At 32.5% G+C, this 18,304-nt stretch carries 21 protein-coding genes, 1 pseudogene and 1 CRISPR repeat array (1 of these 23 cut by a window edge); of the genes and pseudogenes, 20 read left to right on the forward strand and 2 right to left on the reverse strand.

What is annotated here, in order from left to right; genetic code table 11:
- Positions 1-120: 120 nt before the first annotated feature.
- From buk (ACZ41D_RS03685) to ACZ41D_RS03730, 10 genes and pseudogenes are all read left to right on the forward strand, one after another.
- A complete protein-coding gene (buk, locus tag ACZ41D_RS03685) occupies positions 121-1,212 on the forward strand; it encodes a butyrate kinase (RefSeq protein ID WP_464152584.1) in 1,092 nt (363 codons plus the stop codon).
- On the forward strand, positions 1,205-2,110 hold the full coding sequence (gene ptb / locus ACZ41D_RS03690) for a phosphate butyryltransferase (RefSeq protein WP_464152585.1): 906 nt from the start codon (positions 1,205-1,207) through the stop codon (positions 2,108-2,110). The genes buk (ACZ41D_RS03685) and ptb overlap by 8 nt, the downstream gene beginning before the upstream one ends.
- Positions 2,111-2,127: 17 nt before the next feature.
- The gene (buk, locus tag ACZ41D_RS03695) at positions 2,128-3,204 is read left to right on the forward strand and encodes a butyrate kinase (protein ID WP_464152586.1); all 1,077 of its coding nucleotides are present in this window, start codon (positions 2,128-2,130) and stop codon (positions 3,202-3,204) included.
- A 29-nt stretch (positions 3,205-3,233) separates the two neighbouring features.
- Entirely contained in the window at positions 3,234-3,908 is a 675-nt protein-coding gene (locus tag ACZ41D_RS03700) for an ATP-binding protein (RefSeq protein ID WP_464152587.1), read from the forward strand.
- A 77-nt stretch (positions 3,909-3,985) separates the two neighbouring features.
- Positions 3,986-4,213: a 4Fe-4S dicluster domain-containing protein gene (locus ACZ41D_RS03705; RefSeq protein WP_464152588.1), complete on the forward strand. Its 228-nt coding sequence runs from the start codon at positions 3,986-3,988 to the stop codon at positions 4,211-4,213.
- Between the two features lie 30 nt (positions 4,214-4,243).
- Positions 4,244-5,305, forward strand: coding sequence for a 3-methyl-2-oxobutanoate dehydrogenase subunit VorB (locus ACZ41D_RS03710; RefSeq protein ID WP_464152589.1), 1,062 nt, complete (start codon positions 4,244-4,246; stop codon positions 5,303-5,305).
- Positions 5,305-6,051, forward strand: coding sequence for a thiamine pyrophosphate-dependent enzyme (locus ACZ41D_RS03715; RefSeq protein WP_464152590.1), 747 nt, complete (start codon positions 5,305-5,307; stop codon positions 6,049-6,051). Before ACZ41D_RS03710 ends, ACZ41D_RS03715 begins: the two co-directional genes overlap by 1 nt.
- Positions 6,052-6,591, forward strand: coding sequence for a 2-oxoacid:acceptor oxidoreductase family protein (locus ACZ41D_RS03720; protein ID WP_464152591.1), 540 nt, complete (start codon positions 6,052-6,054; stop codon positions 6,589-6,591).
- Between the two features lie 167 nt (positions 6,592-6,758).
- Positions 6,759-6,935, forward strand: a pseudogene (locus tag ACZ41D_RS03725) (ROK family protein); the annotation flags it as partial.
- On the forward strand, positions 6,932-7,321 hold the full coding sequence (locus ACZ41D_RS03730; protein WP_464152592.1) for an ROK family protein: 390 nt from the start codon (positions 6,932-6,934) through the stop codon (positions 7,319-7,321). The pseudogene ACZ41D_RS03725 and the gene ACZ41D_RS03730, both read left to right, overlap by 4 nt.
- Before the next feature lie 40 nt (positions 7,322-7,361).
- Here the strand turns inward: ACZ41D_RS03730 and ACZ41D_RS03735 are convergent, their stop codons facing one another.
- Positions 7,362-8,156 carry a methyl-accepting chemotaxis protein gene (locus ACZ41D_RS03735; protein ID WP_464152593.1) on the reverse strand — a complete coding sequence of 265 codons (795 nt, stop codon included), beginning with the start codon at positions 8,154-8,156 and terminating at the stop codon, positions 7,362-7,364.
- 221 nt (positions 8,157-8,377) lie between these two features.
- On the opposite strand from ACZ41D_RS03735, the gene ACZ41D_RS03740 reads away from it, so the two are divergent.
- Positions 8,378-8,797 (forward strand): PPC domain-containing DNA-binding protein, encoded by a 420-nt coding sequence (locus tag ACZ41D_RS03740; RefSeq protein WP_464152594.1) that lies wholly within the window; start codon positions 8,378-8,380, stop codon positions 8,795-8,797.
- A 56-nt stretch (positions 8,798-8,853) separates the two neighbouring features.
- Here the strand turns inward: ACZ41D_RS03740 and fabZ are convergent, their stop codons facing one another.
- Complete coding sequence (gene fabZ / locus ACZ41D_RS03745; RefSeq protein WP_464152595.1) at positions 8,854-9,276, reverse strand: 3-hydroxyacyl-ACP dehydratase FabZ; 423 nt, start codon at positions 9,274-9,276, stop codon at positions 8,854-8,856.
- Positions 9,277-9,460: 184 nt separating this feature from the next.
- On the opposite strand from fabZ, the gene ACZ41D_RS03750 reads away from it, so the two are divergent.
- The 9 genes from ACZ41D_RS03750 to ACZ41D_RS03790 all read left to right on the forward strand — a co-directional run bounded on the left by ACZ41D_RS03750 (position 9,461) and on the right by ACZ41D_RS03790 (position 17,395).
- Positions 9,461-10,456 carry a beta-ketoacyl-ACP synthase III gene (locus ACZ41D_RS03750; RefSeq protein WP_464152596.1) on the forward strand — a complete coding sequence of 332 codons (996 nt, stop codon included), beginning with the start codon at positions 9,461-9,463 and terminating at the stop codon, positions 10,454-10,456.
- An 18-nt stretch (positions 10,457-10,474) separates the two neighbouring features.
- Positions 10,475-11,416, forward strand: a complete 942-nt coding sequence (fabK, locus tag ACZ41D_RS03755; RefSeq protein WP_464152597.1) for an enoyl-[acyl-carrier-protein] reductase FabK — start codon at positions 10,475-10,477, stop codon at positions 11,414-11,416.
- A 43-nt stretch (positions 11,417-11,459) separates the two neighbouring features.
- Complete coding sequence (gene fabD / locus ACZ41D_RS03760; protein ID WP_464152598.1) at positions 11,460-12,404, forward strand: ACP S-malonyltransferase; 945 nt, start codon at positions 11,460-11,462, stop codon at positions 12,402-12,404.
- A 10-nt stretch (positions 12,405-12,414) separates the two neighbouring features.
- Complete coding sequence (gene fabG, locus ACZ41D_RS03765) at positions 12,415-13,158, forward strand: 3-oxoacyl-[acyl-carrier-protein] reductase (protein ID WP_464152600.1); 744 nt, start codon at positions 12,415-12,417, stop codon at positions 13,156-13,158.
- A gap of 33 nt (positions 13,159-13,191) precedes the next feature.
- Positions 13,192-13,422 carry an acyl carrier protein gene (gene acpP, locus ACZ41D_RS03770; protein ID WP_464152601.1) on the forward strand — a complete coding sequence of 77 codons (231 nt, stop codon included), beginning with the start codon at positions 13,192-13,194 and terminating at the stop codon, positions 13,420-13,422.
- A gap of 88 nt (positions 13,423-13,510) precedes the next feature.
- Positions 13,511-14,746, forward strand: a complete 1,236-nt coding sequence (gene fabF, locus ACZ41D_RS03775) for a beta-ketoacyl-ACP synthase II (RefSeq protein ID WP_464152602.1) — start codon at positions 13,511-13,513, stop codon at positions 14,744-14,746.
- 326 nt (positions 14,747-15,072) lie between these two features.
- The gene (locus ACZ41D_RS03780) at positions 15,073-16,785 is read left to right on the forward strand and encodes a Na+/H+ antiporter NhaC family protein (protein ID WP_464152603.1); all 1,713 of its coding nucleotides are present in this window, start codon (positions 15,073-15,075) and stop codon (positions 16,783-16,785) included.
- Positions 16,786-16,854: 69 nt separating this feature from the next.
- Complete coding sequence (locus ACZ41D_RS03785) at positions 16,855-17,013, forward strand: hypothetical protein (RefSeq protein WP_464152604.1); 159 nt, start codon at positions 16,855-16,857, stop codon at positions 17,011-17,013.
- Between the two features lie 40 nt (positions 17,014-17,053).
- A complete protein-coding gene (locus ACZ41D_RS03790) occupies positions 17,054-17,395 on the forward strand; it encodes a hypothetical protein (RefSeq protein ID WP_464152605.1) in 342 nt (113 codons plus the stop codon).
- A 552-nt stretch (positions 17,396-17,947) separates the two neighbouring features.
- Positions 17,948-18,304: direct repeats of the CRISPR family, unit length 30 nt; unit sequence GTTATTATTCTACCTATGAGGAATTGAAAC (it continues 1,412 nt past the right edge of the window).

Consider the following 18,304-nt stretch of genomic DNA (forward strand, 5'->3'; position numbering starts at 1 on the left):
ATTTAAAATTATAGTATGTACTATTATAAAATATGGCATGTTTATTGCATTATGATTATGGTATTATGAAATTTTATAAATCTTGAATATTAAATATAAGGGTAGTAGAGAGGTGAAAGTGTGCAAAGAGAAAATATACTAGTGATAAATCCTGGCTCAACTTCAACAAAAGTTGCATTATTTAAGGATAAGGAAAAACTTAACTCAAAAAAAATTATTCACAAAATGGAAGATTTAAAAAGTTTTGAACACATTATTGATCAATATGAATATAGAATTTCCTTAATCCTAGACTGGTTAAAACAGGAAAATATTAGCCTTTCTTCGTTAATTGCTGTAGTAGGTAGGGGTGGCTTGTTAAGGCCTATGCCTAGTGGGACATATATTGTTACAGATAAGATGATAGATGATTTGAAAATTGGAATCCAAGGTGAGCATGCTTCAAATCTTGGAGGAATTTTAGCTAAAGGAATAGCAGATATGGAAGGCATAAATGCATATATAGTAGATCCAGTAGCTGTAGATGAGTTTGATGATATAGCTAGAATATCTGGATTACCTGAAATACAGAGAAGATCATTAATACATGCTCTAAATGTAAAAGCTGTTTCGTATAAATTTGCTGAGGAACTTAAAAAAAGCATAAATGATTTAAACTTAATAGTAGCACATTTAGGTGGTGGAATATCCGTAGTACCTGTAAAGAGGGGCAAGATGGTAGATGTAAATAATGCAAGTGAAATGGGACCGTTTTCACCAGAAAGAACAGGAGGTCTACCAGTAGGAGATTTAGTTGAAATGTGTTATTCAGGAAAGTATTCTTTTAAAGAAATGAAAAAAAAGTTAAAAGGGGAAGGTGGACTTGCTGGATATTTAGGTACTACTGACGCTAGAGAAGCTGAAGAAAGATATAAGGCTGGAGATGAGAAAGCAGGACTTATTTTAAATGCAATGGCTTATCAAATATCGAAGGAAATAGGTGCAATGGCTACTGTATTAAATGGAGAAGTAAATAGAATAATACTAACTGGTGGACTAGCTTATTCTAAGATTATTACTGATAAAATTATAAAAATGGTAAAATTTATTGCTCCAATAACAATATATCCTGGTGAATTTGAGATGGAAGCATTAAATAATGGAGCATTAAGAGTAATAAATGGTATAGAAAATGTAAAAATTTATGAAGAAGAGGTGAAAATAGATGATTAATAACTTTGAAGGAGTTTTAAGTTTAGCAAAAGAAAGGGGGCCTAAGACACTAGCTGTTGCTGTTGCTCAGGACAAAGAAGTTTTATCTGCTGTTAAAGCAGCACATGAAAATGGGATAGCTAATGCTATTCTTGTTGGAGATAAAGCAAAAATTACTAAAGATGCCAGCGACATAGGTATGGATTTAAATGAATATGACATAATTGATGAAAAAGATTTGACAAATGCTTCTCGTAAGGCTGTTGAACTTGTAAGTAATTGTAAAGCAGATATAGTAATGAAAGGATTAGTAGATACATCAATAATTTTGAAGGCTGTACTCGATAAAGAAATAGGACTTAGAACAGGAAAGATTTTAAGCCATGTTGCAGTATTTGATGTTGCAACTTATCATAAGATTTTATTTATAACAGATGCTGCTATGAACATAGCACCAGATTTAAATCAAAAGAAACAGATAATTGAAAATGCGGTATTTGTTGCTCATTCTCTTGACATAAATGAACCTAAAGTTGCAGTAGTATGCGCTAAAGAAAAGGTAAATCCTAAAATGCCTGCTACAGTAGATGCAAAAGAATTGGAAGAAATGAATAATAAAGGTGAAATATCTGGTTGTATTGTAGGAGGACCATTTGCACTGGATAATGCTATATCAAAAGAGGCTGCAAAGCATAAAGGCATAAATCATCCTGTTGCAGGAGATGCAGATATTATTTTAGTTCCAAATATTGAAAGCGGCAACGTCTTGTATAAATCGCTAGCTTTTTTAGGCAATGCTAAAAATGCAGGTGTAATAGTAGGTGCTAAAGCACCTGTAGTATTGACTTCTAGGGCAGATAGCGATGAAGCAAAATTAAATTCAATAGCTCTTGCAGTATTAATGGCTGCTAAAAAGTAAGGAGGGGGGCGTATAAAATGACTGATGTTTATAGAGTATTGGCAATCAATCCTGGATCTACTTCTACTAAAATTGCTATATTTGATAATGAAAAACCAGTATTAGAAGAAACATTAAGGCATTCTTCAGAGGAATTATCAAAATATGATACAGTATTTGACCAATATAAATTTAGAAAGGATATTATTCTTGAGACTTTAAACAAAAAAGGTATTAACATAACTAAGCTTAGTGCAGTAGTTGGAAGAGGTGGGTTGGTAAAACCGATACCTGGAGGAACTTATAAAGTAAATGATGCTATGCTTAAAGATTTGAAAGTAGGAGTTATGGGAGAGCATGCTTCAAACTTAGGAGGTATATTAGCATATGAAATAGCATCTCAGTTAAATATACCTTCATATATAGTTGATCCTGTTGTAGTTGACGAACTAGATGACATAGCAAGAATTTCGGGTATGCCAGAAATAGAAAGAAAAAGTATATTTCATGCTTTAAATCAAAAAGCTATTGCTAGAAGAGTAGCTAAAGAAAAATTTGGGAAAAAGTATGAAGAGCTTAATTTAATTGTAGCACATTTAGGTGGTGGAATATCTGTTGGAGCACATAAGAAAGGTAGAGTAGTAGATGTAAATAATGCTTTAGATGGAGAAGGTCCTTTCACTCCTGAAAGGACAGGTGGACTTCCAGTAAGAGATTTGATTAAACTATGTTATTCTAATAAATATACTCTTGAAGAAATGAAAAAGAAAATTAAAGGTAATGGAGGATTAGTTGCATATTTAAATACTAATGATGCTAGAGAAGTAGTAAAAATGATAAATAATGGTAATAAAGAGGCAGAGCTGATATATAAAGCAATGGCTTACCAAGTAGCTAAGGAAATTGGTAGTTGTGCAGCAGTTCTTGAAGGAGACGTAGATGGAATAGTTATTACTGGTGGAATTGCTTATGATGATTTATTTACTAAATGGATAAAAGAAAGGGTTAGCTTTATATCTAAAGTATTCGTTTATCCTGGTGAAGATGAACTTTTAGCATTAGCTCAAGGTGCAATAAGAGTATTAAAAGGAGAAGAAAAAGCTAAGGAGTATTAACAAGTTTTGAATCTCGAAGGAGAGGTATTATGCTCAATGATAAGAGAATAAGAATAGTAACTGGTCATTATGGAAGTGGTAAAACTGAATTTGCGGTAAATTACGCATTAAAATTAGCTAAAATTAAAAATAAGATAGCTCTTGCAGATTTAGATGTAGTGAATCTTTATTTCAGAAGCAGAGAAAAAGCCGATATGTTAGAAAAAGCAGGGATTAAAGTTATTGGTGGATCTATTCATGCTCCAGCTGTTGACGTACCTGCAATATCTGCAGAGGTATATGGACCTCTTCAAAATAAGGAGTGGGAAGCTATTCTTGATGTAGGAGGGGACCCTGCCGGAGCAAGAACATTAGGTAGATACCAAGAGTATTTTAAAGATGGCGAATATGATATGTTTTTTATACTTAATGCTAATAGAACAGAAACTCAAACTGTTGAAAAAGCAATAGAATATTTAAAAAAAATTGAAGCTGTAGCTAATGCGAGAGTAACAGGTATAGTGAATAATACTCATCTGCTAAAGAGTACTACTGTTCAAGATGTATTAAATGGGCAAGAGTTAGCGGTAAAGGTTTCACAAAAACTTGGCATACCTATAAAGTATGTTGCTGCAATAGAAAAAGTAGCTGAAGAACTGCCAAAAGACATAGAAGGAGAAATATTCCCTATTAAGATGTATATGAGGGAAGAATGGATGCTTTGATTTAATGGCATAAATTAGATTGTACAACAAGCTACATTCTAATTAAATAAAATAATATCAATTGGGAGGGTTGAATTATGGCAAAAGCTAGGGGAAAAGTTACTATAGACCAAGATATTTGTAAGGGATGCGGATTATGTACTACAGCTTGTCCTACTAAAATAATAATATTAGATCCTAAAACGATTAATGTAAAAGGTTATCATCCTGCTACTGTTAAGGAGATGGAAAAGTGTATAGGATGCGCAAATTGTGCAACTATATGTCCTGATGTAGCGATAACTGTGGAAAGAATAACTGAGTAATGAATAAATTTTAAAGGAGGGAGATATAAGATGGCTAAAGTATTAATGAAAGGTAATGAAGCTATTGGTGCAGCAGCTATTCAAGCTGGATGCAGATATTTTTTCGGATATCCAATAACACCACAAAGCGAATGCCCTGAGTATATGGCTAGAGAGTTACCAAAAATAGGGGGAGTGTTTTTACAGGCTGAAAGTGAAATTGCAGCAATAAATATGGTATATGGAGCGGCAGGTGCTGGAGCAAGAGTAATGACATCATCTTCAAGTCCTGGTATATCACTTAAACAGGAGGGAATATCATATATCGCAGGTGCAGAGTTACCTTGTGTAATAGTAAATGTTATGAGAGGAGGTCCAGGCTTAGGAAGTATACAACCTTCTCAAACAGATTATTTCCAAGCTACCAGAGGTGGTGGAAATGGAGATTATAAGGTGGTAGTACTAGCACCTTCAAATGTACAAGAGCTTGTTGATTTGATTATAGAAGGTTTTGATATAGCTGACCAGTATAGAAACTCTGTTATGATATTAGGAGATGGAATGATAGGACAGATGATGGAACCTGTTGAATTTAAGGAACCAAAGAGGAGAAAATTACCTCCTAAGGATTGGGCAACTACTGGAACTGGTGGAAAGAGAAAACCAAATATAATAAATTCTTTATATATAGATCCAGAAGAATTAGAGAAACATAATTTTCATCTACAAAAAAAATATGCAGAAATAATTAAAAATGAAGTAAAAGTTGAAACTTATAATATTGAAGATGCAGACGTTGTCATAGCTGCTTATGGAACAACTTCAAGAATAGCTAAGACAGCAATAGATAAGATGGAAAAAGAAGGAATGAAGGTAGGTTTAATAAGACCAATTACATTATGGCCATTCCCTTATGATGCATTTGATAAGATAAATGATAAATGCAAAGGTGTATTGACTGTAGAAATGAACTCTGGTCAAATGCTTGATGATGTAAAAATTGCGGTAAAGGGAAGATTTCCTGTAAGTTTCCATGGAAGAATGGGTGGTATGGTACCTACTCCAAACGATATAATTGCAGAGACGAAGAAATTATATGGAGGTGAAAAATAATGGCAGTAGTATTTGAAAAGACTAAAGGGCTTACTGACGTTCCATTTCATTATTGTCCTGGGTGTACTCACGGAATTGTTCATAGATTAGTAGGAGAGGCATTAGTAGAATTAGGAGTACTTGATAAAGCTATAGGAGTTGCTCCAGTTGGATGTTCAGTATTTGCATATAACTATTTTAATTGTGATATGCACGAGGCTGCTCACGGAAGAGCTCCTGCTGTTGCTACTGGTATAAAAAGAGTTCTTCCTGATAGATTTGTATTTACTTATCAAGGAGACGGTGACTTAGCTTCAATAGGTACTGCAGAGATAGTTCACGCAGCACATCGTGGAGAAAAGATATCAACAATATTTATTAATAACGCTATATATGGTATGACTGGTGGCCAGATGGCTCCAACTACATTAGTAGGACAAAAAGCTACTACTGCTCCTTATGGTAGAGATGAAGCACATTGCGGTAAACCAATAAAGATAGCAGAGATGCTTGCAACTATTGATGGTGCTAAGTTTGTAGAAAGGGTTGCTGTAAATAGTCCTGCAAATATTAGAAAAGCAAAAAAAGCAATATTAAAATGCTTTAAAACTCAGCTAGAAGGTAAAGGATTTGGTATAGTAGAAGTGTTGTCAACATGTCCTACAAACTGGGGATTACAACCAACTCAAGCATTAAAATGGTTGGAAGATAATATGATTCCTTATTATCCTCTTGGAAATTATCGTACTCCTGAGGAGGTGGAATAAATGCAGGAAAGAATTGTAATAGCAGGATTTGGTGGTCAAGGAGTTATGTCAATGGGTCAGTTATTAACATATGCTGGAATGATTGAGAACAAAAATGTTTCATGGCTTCCATCTTATGGCCCAGAAATGCGTGGCGGAACTGCAAATTGTAATGTAATGGTTTCAGATGATCCTATTGGTTCACCAATAGTTACAGAAGCTACTACAGCAATAGTTATGAATAAACCTTCTCTAGATAAATTTGAAGATGATGTAGTAGAAGGAGGTAATTTGTTCATAAATAGTTCACTTATAGACAGAAAATCTGAAAGAAAAGATATAAATGCTTATTATATACCTGCAAATGAATTAGCTGATGAATTGGGTAATAGCAAAGTTGCAAACATGATAATGTTAGGTGCATATGTTGAATTAACAAAAGTGGTAAAGTTTGAATCAATTCTTGAAGCATTTAAAAAGGTATTTGGAGAAAGAAAAGCTCATTTAATTCCATTAAATAAACAAGCACTTGAAAAAGGTGCAGAAGCAATAAGAAAATAGATTAAAAAAGTTGCTTTAGTAGTAATAAATTTAAGCAGCTGAGGCTCAATATCTTAAAGGGCTAAAGCTGCTTACTCTTTTTATAGTCTTATGGTTTACGATGTTATTAACTTTAAAATATGGAGGAAAAGTTGTGTATATTGGTGTAGACCTGGGCGGTACCAAGCTTAATTGATGAATATGGGCTAACAAAGGATGACATTAAGAGTATAGGCATAGGAATTCCAGGATTAGCTGATAAAGATGGAAATGTAATATTCAGTGTTAATCTTAAATGGAGAAATGTACCTTTGAGAAAAATGTTACAACAAGAATTTGACATGTTCATCATCCACTGCATATGATTAAATATGCAAAAAAATTATTTAAAGAGAAAGAAGATAAGGGTTTAATATACAAAAAAGTACAAGGAGATTTAAGCAAATTAAATGCAAAAGTAATTTTTGATTGTGCTAAAGAAGGGGACAATATAGCTAATCAAATTGTGGAAAGGTTTGTTAAATATTTGAGTATTGGAATTGTTAACTTAATAAATATTTTAGATCCACAGATAATCGTATTAGGTGGGGGAGTAGCAAATGCAGGAAAGTATCTATTAGATTTAGTTATACGAGAAGTAGAAAAGGCTAAGCATTATAAAGAACTACCAATAGGTAAAATTGTATTAGCGGAAATGAGGAATACAGCTGGAATAATTGGAGCCACAATGCTTGGAAAGCAATATAAATAATTAAATGCGACAGAGATTATTCTCTGTCGTGTAACATTAATTATACTAAAGTCTCATCATGAAGTTTTTTAACTGCTGTTCTTACTTCTTTAGAAGCATCTAATTGTATTTGAGAAAGATTATTTAAATTATCTACTTCCCCATTGATTTTATTAATTTCTGCGGACAAATTGCCTAATATATCATATATTTGAGTTGCAAAATTTTGAGTATTTTCAGCAAGTTTTTGTATCTCATTAGCAACTATAGAAAATCCTTTTCCATGTTCTCCAGCTCTGGCAGATTCAATGGTGGCATTTAGGCCTAATATTTTTACTTGTTTAGATATGTTGTTTACAAACCTAATTATCTCGTCAGTTTCTTTTATATATTTTTCTGACTTTTTAGTTGTATGTATTAAACGTTCACTTATGTTGCTTATGTTATTTATAGATTGAGATATGTCTTCTAATTTTTCTTCGACTACTTTTGAAGTTTCATTAATTGCTTCTATATGAAGATTAAGCTTGTCCAGTGTTTTCATATCTTGCTTTATTAGAGCCATAATAAGGTATGCACTTTTAGAATCAATGATTTTACAGCTGCCACCGTATTTTTCATTAAGTAAGTTAGCAACCTTTTCTGACCCAGTTACTTCGATGATCATATCCGTATTATTATGATCAATATCATCAATGGAATGAGAATATTTTTTTCCTAATTCTTTAGCTAGAACTATTCCGGGTGCATTAATGTTTTTGTCGATGATAATAGATACGTTTATATCATCTATCTTTGAAAAAGATTCTAATATTGATTTACCACCATTGCCTCCTCCCACTATTGCAATATTCATTTTATCCCTCCAATATATTAATTAATAAATACACTTTTTATAATATCATAAAATTGTATTGTATTGTGATAATTACTATAAATATTCAGAAACTATATATAAAATTTGTAATAAAAAATTGTATCTTGTTAAAATCGTTTTTATCTTTAGAGAAGCATTGTTTTTCTTTGAGTTTTTTAATGATATAATAATTATCAAGAAAGTTATAAAGGAGTGTTAGTATGAGGTCAAAAAAAATAGGTAACAAGTATTTCGTAAGGATTGATAGAGGGGAAGAAGTAGTTAGTTCACTTAAAAAATTTTGCCAAGAAAATAATGTTAAATTGGGTTCTGTATATGGAATAGGAGCAGCTGATAGAGTAACAATTGGATTATTTAATACAAATACTAAAGAGTATCATAATATTGAGTTAAAAGGTGAGCATGAAATTACAAATCTAACTGGCAATATTACAACAAGCAATGGAGAAGTATATCTTCATCTACATATAACTGTAGCAGATGAACAATATAATGCACATGGAGGGCATTTAAACGAAGCTTGGATTTCTGGAACTTGTGAATTAATTGTTGATGTAGTAGATGAGGAAATAGAAAGAGAGTTTGATGAAAATTCAGGATTGAACGTGTTTAAGTTATAATAAAATAGTGACAGAAAATAATTTTCTGTCACTATTTTATTATGATAGGGGGAAATTTATTTTATTGCAAATAAGAGCTCACCTTCTGCTGCTAATTCATTGTTGACTGTAGCTACTGCTTTTCCTATACCTATTGATTTTCTCATTTTAATTATTTCTACTTCAAGTTTAAGCGTATCTCCAGGAACTACCTTTCTCTTAAATCTTGCCTTATTTATTCCGCCAAAATAGGCTGTTTTTCCCTTAAATTCTTCTAAACTTAATATAACAACAGCACCTGTCTGTGCTAAAGATTCTATGATAAGTACTCCAGGCATTACTGGTTCTTTAGGAAAATGACCTTGAAAAAAATATTCATTCATAGTTACGTTTTTATAACCTATAGCTTTTTTCCCTTTTTCGACAATTTCTACTTTATCTACAAGTAAAAATGGATACCTATGTGGAATAATGTCTTGTATTTCTTTTATACCCAACATTTTTCTCACTCCTTAGAAAAAAATTGTATAAATAATTCTCTTGATTTTTTTAAAAAAATAATATATACTACATATTAATACTAGGTACTAAAACTAGAACCTATGGATAGATTGTAACATAAGTTTGTATTTAATTCAATGATAAATTAGTACGATTTAAATATTTTGATCAGGGGGGATATAATTGAGAAAGAATATATCAGTCGGTATTATAGGAATGGGAACCTATGTACCAGAAAAGATATTAAGTAACTTTGATTTAGAAAAAATGGTAGATACATCTGATGAGTGGATAAAGACTAGGACAGGTATAAGTTACAGACGAATAGCAGATGATAAGACAGCTACATCAGATTTAGCGACAGAGGCAGCTAAGAAAGCCATAGAAGATGCAAACATTACAATGGAAGATATAGATTTAATAATAGTTGCAACGGCTACACAAGATATGGCATTTCCTTCAACTGCTTGTATAGTGCAAAAGAATCTTAAGGCAGATAAAGCTGCTGCATTTGATATTGCTGCAGGGTGTTCTGGATTTTTATATGCACTAACTGTAGGAAGTAACTTTATAAAGTCAGGGATGTATAAGAACATACTTGTTATAGGGGCAGAGACTTTAAGTAAAATACTAGATTGGGAAGACAGGAATACATGTGTACTCTTTGGTGATGGAGCAGGAGCAGCTGTTTTAAGTGAAGTAGAAGACGGGTTTGGAATATTATCTTCATATTTAGGTGCAGACGGTGCTAGCGGACATTTTCTTACACAACCTGCAGGAGGTTCAAGAATGCCGGCTTCACTTGAAACTGTAAAAAAGAGATTACATTACGTACATATGGAAGGTAATGAGGTATTTAAATTTGCTGTTAGGACTATGCCTAAAGCAGCATTAAAAGCAATAGAAATTGCTGGAATTGAACTAAAAGATGTTGATTACCTCATACCACATCAGGCAAATATAAGGATAATTGAATCTGCTTCAAAGCGACTTAAAATTGATATGAATAGAGTACTAGTTAATCTAGATAAATATGGGAATATGTCTTCTGCATCAATACCTATGGCGTTAGACGAAGCGTTGAAGAAGAACATGATAAAAAAAGGTGATGTATTAGTGTTAGTTGCTTTTGGTGCTGGTTTAACTTGGGCTTCAAATGTTATAAAATGGTCTAAATAATGTAAAAGAGGTGATCTAATGTTTCATAGTAGAATATGTGACATGCTTAATATAAAGTATCCCATATTTCAAGGAGGAATGGCGTGGGTTGCTACTGCAAAATTAGCTGCAGCTGTTTCAAATGCTGGTGGATTAGGACTAATAGCAGCAGGAAATGCTCCTGCTGATGTAGTGGAAAAAGAGATATACAAAGCTAGGAAACTTACAGATAAACCTTTTGGAGTAAATATCATGCTTTTATCTCCTTATGTGGATGAAGTTATGGACCTTGTATGCAGAGAAAAGGTTGATGTAGTAACTACTGGAGCTGGAAACCCGGGAAAATACATTGCAAGGCTAAAGGAACAGGAAATAAAGATATTCCCAGTAGTACCTTCTTTGGCTTTAGCTAAGAGAATGGAAAGATTAGAAGTTGACGGATTAATAGTAGAGGGAACAGAGGCAGGAGGACATATAGGTGAACTTACTACTATGGTATTAGTTCCTAATATATCTAGCCAAGTAGATATACCTGTTGTAGCAGCAGGAGGGATAAGTAATGGACGTGGATTTTTAGCAGCTTTATCATTGGGAGCTGAAGGAGTACAGATAGGAACAAGATTTGTATGTTCTACAGAGTGTGAAGTACATGAAAATTATAAGAAAAAACTAATATCAGCAAAAGATAGAGATGCGATAGTAACTGGAAGAAGTACAGGACATCCAGTAAGAGCTTTAAAAAACAAGTTTACAAAAGAATTTCTAAATCTTGAAAAAAAGGGTATAAGCAAGGAAGAATTAGACAGGTTTGGAACAGGTAAGTTAAAGCTTGCAGTTATAGATGGAGATACGGACAATGGTTCAGTAATGGCAGGTCAATCAGTTGCTATGGTAAATGATATAAAGCCATGTGAAGAAATAATAAAAGAAATAATCAATGACGCTGAGAAACGACTTTTGAAGTTAATGGATAGTAAATAATTTCAAATTACTACATTCAAAAGTTTGAAGGAGGGAATATTAAATGGGGAAAATAGCTTTTCTTTTTCCTGGACAGGGAGCTCAGTATGTAGGAATGGGTAAAGAAATACATGATAATTATTCTACAGCTAGACAAATATTTGAAGAAGCAAGCGATGCACTTCATATGGATATGAAAAAACTTTGTTTTGAAGGACCAGATCAAGACCTCGTTAAAACTGAAAATACTCAGCCTGCAATATTAACTACTAGTATTTCAATAATGAAAGTGTTAGAAGAAAAAGGTATAGATTGTGATTATACTGCAGGATTAAGCTTAGGTGAATATGCTTCTTTAGTAAAGGCAGAGTCATTTAAATTTTTCGATGCAGTTAAATTGGTTAAAAATAGAGGGAAATATATGCAGGAAGCTGTACCAATAGGAGTAGGTACGATGGCTGCAATACTAGGACTTGAAAAGGAAGATGTACAGAAATGTATTGAAAAAAGTAAAGATATAGGTGTAGTTGAGGTTGCAAATTATAATTGTCCAGGTCAGATAGTAATATCAGGGGAAGTAGAAGCAGTTAAAAAAGCAGTAGAGGAATGTAAAAAAGCTGGTGCTAAGAAGGCAGTCCTTTTACCTGTAAGTGCACCATTTCATTCAAGCCTTCTAAAAGAAGCAGGAGAAAGGCTAAAAATAGATTTAGAAAATGCAGATATATTTGAACCTATAAAACCTGTTGTAGTAAATGTAGATGCTAAATTGTTACATAAAAAAGATGAAGTTATACCTAATCTAGTCAATCAAGTGAGCAGTTCGGTTCACTGGGAAGAATCTGTAGAACTTATGATGGATAAGGGAGTAGATACATTTATTGAAATAGGACCTGGCAAGAGTCTTACTGGATTTACTAAAAGAATAGCTAAGAAAAACAATAAACAAGTGACAACTCTTCATGTTGAAAATATGGAGACATTAGAAGATACACTTAAATATTTCGATTAGGAGGTAGAGAATGGAACTAGCAGGTAAAAATGCTTTAGTTACAGGTGGGTCAAGAGGTATAGGAAAGGCTATTGCATTAGAGCTAGCAAAACAGGGAGCAAATGTAGCTATTAATTATTCGAACAATAAGGAATTAGCGGAAGAAGTGGTAAGAGAAATACAAAAATATAATGTAAAATCAATAGCTGTTAAGGCAGATGTATCAAAAGAGGAAGAAGTAAATAACATGATAAAGAGTATAAAAGAAATATTTGGCAGTATAGATATATTAGTAAATAACGCAGGTATAACAAAGGATACGCTTCTTTTGAGAATGAAAATTGAAGATTGGCAAAAGGTAATTGATATAAATTTAAAAGGGACATTTTTGTGTACTAAAGCAGTAATAAGAGATATGATGAGACAAAAATATGGTAAAATAGTAAATATAGCTTCAGTAGTTGGTATTACAGGAAATGCTGGTCAAGCAAATTATAGTGCTTCAAAAGCAGGAATTATAGGATTTACTAAATCAGTTGCTAAGGAACTAGCAGTAAAAAATATAAATATAAATGCAATAGCTCCTGGATTTATACAAACAGATATGACAGATGAACTTTCTGATTCAATCAAAGCTGAAATGCTAAATGCTATACCTATGAAAAGGTATGGGAAACCTGAAGATATAGCTAATGTAGTAGCATTTTTATGCTCTGAAAAAGCTAGCTATATCACAGGACAGGTGATACATGTAGATGGTGGAATGGTAATGTAAATTATTATAATAAAATATAGGAGGTATGTAATTATGACATTAGAAAAAGTAAAGAAAATAATAGGAGAACAATTAGCTATAGAAGATTTAAGTACAATTAATGCTGAAACTTCAATTATGAATGATTTAGAAGCTGATTCATTAGACGCAGTAGAAATAATGATGAGCATAGAAGATGAATTTGGGATAGAAATACCTGATGAAGACGCTGAAAAATTCAAAAACATAGGAGATATCGTATCATACATTGACAGCAAAAAATAATATATCATAGGGACGGTTCCTATGATATATTTCATATATCATAGGAACCGTCCCCCGTTTTCACGTTTTCATTTAAGGAGGGGGAAGAATGAAAAAAAGAGTCGTAGTAACTGGATTAGGATGTATAACACCTATAGGGATAGGAAAGGAAAAGTACTGGAATGCACTACTTAGTGGGATATCTGGTGTATCTAAAATAACAAGATTTGACACTACAGGTTATGCATCACAAATAGCAGCAGAAGTAAAAGATTTTATTCCTGGTGATTATATTAATAAAAAAGAATCAAAAAGAATGGATAGATTTACACAATTTGCAGTAGCAGCAACAAAGATGGCTATTGAAGATGGAAATATTAATCTTGACAATATAAATAAGGAAAGATTTGGTGTTATATTAGGTTCAGGAATAGGTGGCATAGAAACTCTTGAAAATGAACATACCAAGCTCATGGAAAAGGGGCCAAAAAGAGTAAGCCCATTATTTATTCCTATGATGATATCCAATATAGCTCCAGGTTATATTTCTATGGCGCTTGGTGCAAAGGGACCTACTGCAACTATTACTACAGCTTGTGCATCAGCTACTCATGCTATAGGGGAAGCATTTAAAGTTATCCAGCAAGGAGATGCTGATATCATGATAACAGGAGGAAGTGAAGCAGCTATAACTCCTATATCAATAGCTGGATTTTGCTCAATGAAGGCATTGTCAACTAATAATGATAATCCACAAAAAGCTAGTAGACCTTTTGATAAGGAAAGAGATGGATTTGTTATGGGAGAAGGAGCAGGTATTTTAATTATTGAATCTTTAGAACATGCAGAAAAACGAGGTGCTTATATATATGCTGAATTAGTTGGATATGGTGCTACATCTGATGCATATCATATTACTGCACCAGATCCAGAAGCAAATGGAGCAGCAAAAGCGATGGAAATAGCTATTAATGACGCAGGTATTAATTATAATAGTATAGACTATATCAATGCACATGGCACAAGCACTCATCTTAATGATAAGTTAGAGACTTTAGCAATAAAGAAAGTATTTAAAGAACATGCACAAAAATTAGCAATAAGTTCTACAAAGTCCATGACAGGTCATTTATTGGGGGCATCAGGAGGTATAGAAGCTATAGCTAGCGTACTTGCAGTTAAAAATGACAAAATACCACCAACAATAAATTATGAAAATCCAGATCCTGAATGTGATCTTGATTATACACCTAATAGGTATAGAGAGAAGAAAGTTAATTATGCACTTTCTAATTCACTAGGTTTTGGTGGACATAATGGTACTGTCATATTTAAAAAAATTTAAGAATAATATAAATAACAAGACTTATTTTACAAGGCTATAGAATTTGGTTTTATAAATATTCTATAGCCTAAATTGTATTTAGGGGAGTATTTAAAAGTATAAGCCTAATTGAGGAATAAATGTTAATAAAAGATAATAAATTAATATAAATGAAAGTAATTTAGGCTAGAAGAAATGAAATACAAAACGACAAAAGTAGTCAAAATATTCAGAAAATTCACGCAGGATTTTTTTAAAATACCTAGAATATAAAATACAGCACAGAATAAAATTGTGTAGGAAGGAGGTTAAATGTTTTTAAAACCAAATATTAAAGGAGGGATTTTGTGAAAAAGAAGTTATTAAAAGTATTGTTACTCGCATTAATTTTTACTTTAATTATTACTATACCAGCTTTTTCATCAGCTGTAGAAACAGAAATACCAGACTTTGGATGGCTGTCATTATTGCCTCCAGTATTAGCTATCGCTTTAGCTTTCATTACTAAACAGGTATTATTGTCTTTATTTCTTGGAGTTTTTGTTGGAGCATTAATGCTAAATGGATGGAATCCTTTTTATGCTTTTCTTAGGACTATGGACCATTTTATGTTGGGTTCAGCAGCAGATTCATGGAATGCTGCAATATTAATTTTTACTCTTACTATTGGAGGCATGGTTGGTGTAGTAGCAAAAATGGGAGGTACTAAAGCAATAGCAGATGCATTAGCTAAAAAGGCTAAAACTGCTAGAAGTGCACAATTGTCAACATGGCTATTAGGAATATTAGTGTTTTTCGATGATTATGCCAATACTCTTATTGTAGGACCAACTATGAGGCCGTTAACTGATAAATTGAAAATATCAAGGGAAAAACTTGCATACATAGTTGATTCAACTGCAGCTCCAGTTGTTGGTATGGCATTAGTTTCTACATGGGTAGGATATGAAATAGGTGTAATGAAAAATGTATATGATTCGATAGGGTTGCAAGCAAATATATATGGAGTGTTTTTAAAAACTATACCTTATACATTCTATAATATTTTTGCTTTAGTTTTAGTCTTAGCACTTGCGCTTTTGAAAAAAGATTATGGGCCAATGTATGATGCAGAAAAAAGATCTAGATTAACAGGAAAACTTTTAAGTGATGAAGCAAAACCTATGGCTTCTGATGAAATTTCTAAAATGGAGCTTAAAGATATGAGCAAAATAAAGGCTAGAAATGCTGTTGTACCTATAGTAACTTTAGTAGTAGTATCTTTTGCAGGACTATGGTACAATGGTTATGTAGCTGCAATTAATGATGGAATGAACATAAATGCATTTACTTGGGAAGGAATAAGAGAAAGCTTCGGATATGCAGATGCTAGTGTTGTACTTATATGGGGTGCTGTAACTTCTAGTATTGTAGCTATGATTATGGGAATTTCACAAAAAATACTAACATTAGGAGAAGCTTTTGACTCATGGATAGAAGGAGCAAAATCATTAGTGATTACTTGTATGATATTAGTGTTAGCTTGGTCATTGGGTAGCGTAACAGGTGAAGTAGGTACAGCGGATTTCTTAGTCGGAATTGTTTCAGAAAGTGTTCCAGGATGGATATTACCAATAATAGTATTCTTAATATCTTGCTTAGTATCATTTTCAACGGGTACTTCTTGGGGAACTATGGCTATAGTTATACCTTTAGCAGTACCATTGGCAAATAGCTATGTTTTAGCAGGATTGGCAAGTGAATCACTAGTAATTGCAACATTGAGTTCTGTACTTTCAGGTGGAATATTTGGAGACCATTGTTCACCGATATCAGATACTACTATTATGTCATCTATGGCTTCAGCTGTAGACCACTTGGATCATGTAAAAACTCAAATCCCATATGCAATAACTGGTGGATTAATATCTATGATTGGATACTTATTAGTAGGACTATTTGATTTACCAGTATTGCTTGTGTTGGTTATTGGTGCAGTATTGGTATTTGGCGTTGTCCATTTCCTAGGTAAGAGTGTTAAAGAAGAAGATTTGAAGCAAGCAATAAAAGAACAAGTATAATATAAATAAAAGACCATCTAATGCAGGATGGTCTTTTAAAATACTATAGAATTTTCTAAGACATAAACTTTGGAGAATATTGTTATAAATATCAGCGGTGGTTCAAAACTAATGAGTTTGTACTTTTATAATATAGCAAACAAATTAGGAATTGATTGTATATATATAGACGTAGAAGACGATAAAATATTGAAAATGTCTAAAGATAATATTACTAAACTACCTTAAATCACTAAGTATAAATGAAGTTTTAAATATCGTATCATTTTTGAAACTTTTAGCTGACGCACATTTAATAGAATATAGTTGTGAGCACAAACGTATAATGATAGACTTTAAATCAAAACAAGGAAAGAGTATACTATTAGTATCAGGTTATTGGCTAGAACTAATTACATATAGTGTTATTAAGAGTATTAAAGATATAGATGATGTAAAAAGTGAGTTAGATGTAATAGCAGCAAAAGATTCATCTTTGATGTGTATATCATGTAAAGATTCAAAACGATATGATGAAGAAGCATTAAATGAGCTGCAAGTATATAGTGAAAAAGTAGATGGAGATAACTGCATCAAGATACTAGTAGTGTTAAGTAAATTGATTTGTTGAAGGATTTTTGATTTATCTGTAGAATATTTTACTAAATATAATTTATGAGAACAAAACAGTTTGTCGACCCTCGGTGATGCAAAACCCCTTAGAGGTCGACAAACTAAAATCGCTTTCAAACCGTGATAAATGCTAGAAGTAATTTTTAAAAATTAAAATCTTCAAAAATACAAATGTCTATTTTTACAGTAATATGATGGGTTTTAATCGGACCACAGTGGAATTGAAACTCGTAATTTCCTCTAAATCATCTATCCTGTGGTTTGCGTTTTAATCGGACCACAGTGGAATTGAAATATATTTCCTGTAAGGTGGTTTCAGCCGAATAATCCAAAATTAACAAACTCATAGTGCAATATAAATGTCGTCGACCTCCAATAGCGTAAAAACCCCTGGGGATCGACGACATTTTATATTTTGAATTAAATTGTCTTAGAATTAAGTTTTTACAATGGATACACTCACTTCTAAGATGTAAAATCTAAAGAAAATTATGGTAAAAATAAAATTGACAAAAAATTAAAAACTTGATAAAATCAATGTATGTAATGGGTTATTATTCTACCTATGAGGAATTGAAACTTTGTAACAGTACAAGAAACAACTGGTGAGGTTAAACGTTACTATTCTACCTATGAGGAATTGAAACTTCTGTTGTTGGAGGCAATATTAAGCTAGAAGAACCAAGTTACTATTCTACCTATGAGGAATTGAAACCATAATAATGCATATTTATTCCCTCCTAACTGGTAGCAGTTATTATTCTACCTATGAGGAATTGAAACCCTGTTCAAGTTGTTCATCATGAAGTTTACGAATAGAGTTATTATTCTACCTATGAGGAATTGAAACTTACGCCTCCCCTAAATATACTTTCATTAGTTGTTCTGTTATTATTCTACCTATGAG

It is taken from the genome of Brassicibacter thermophilus, assembly GCF_055378355.1.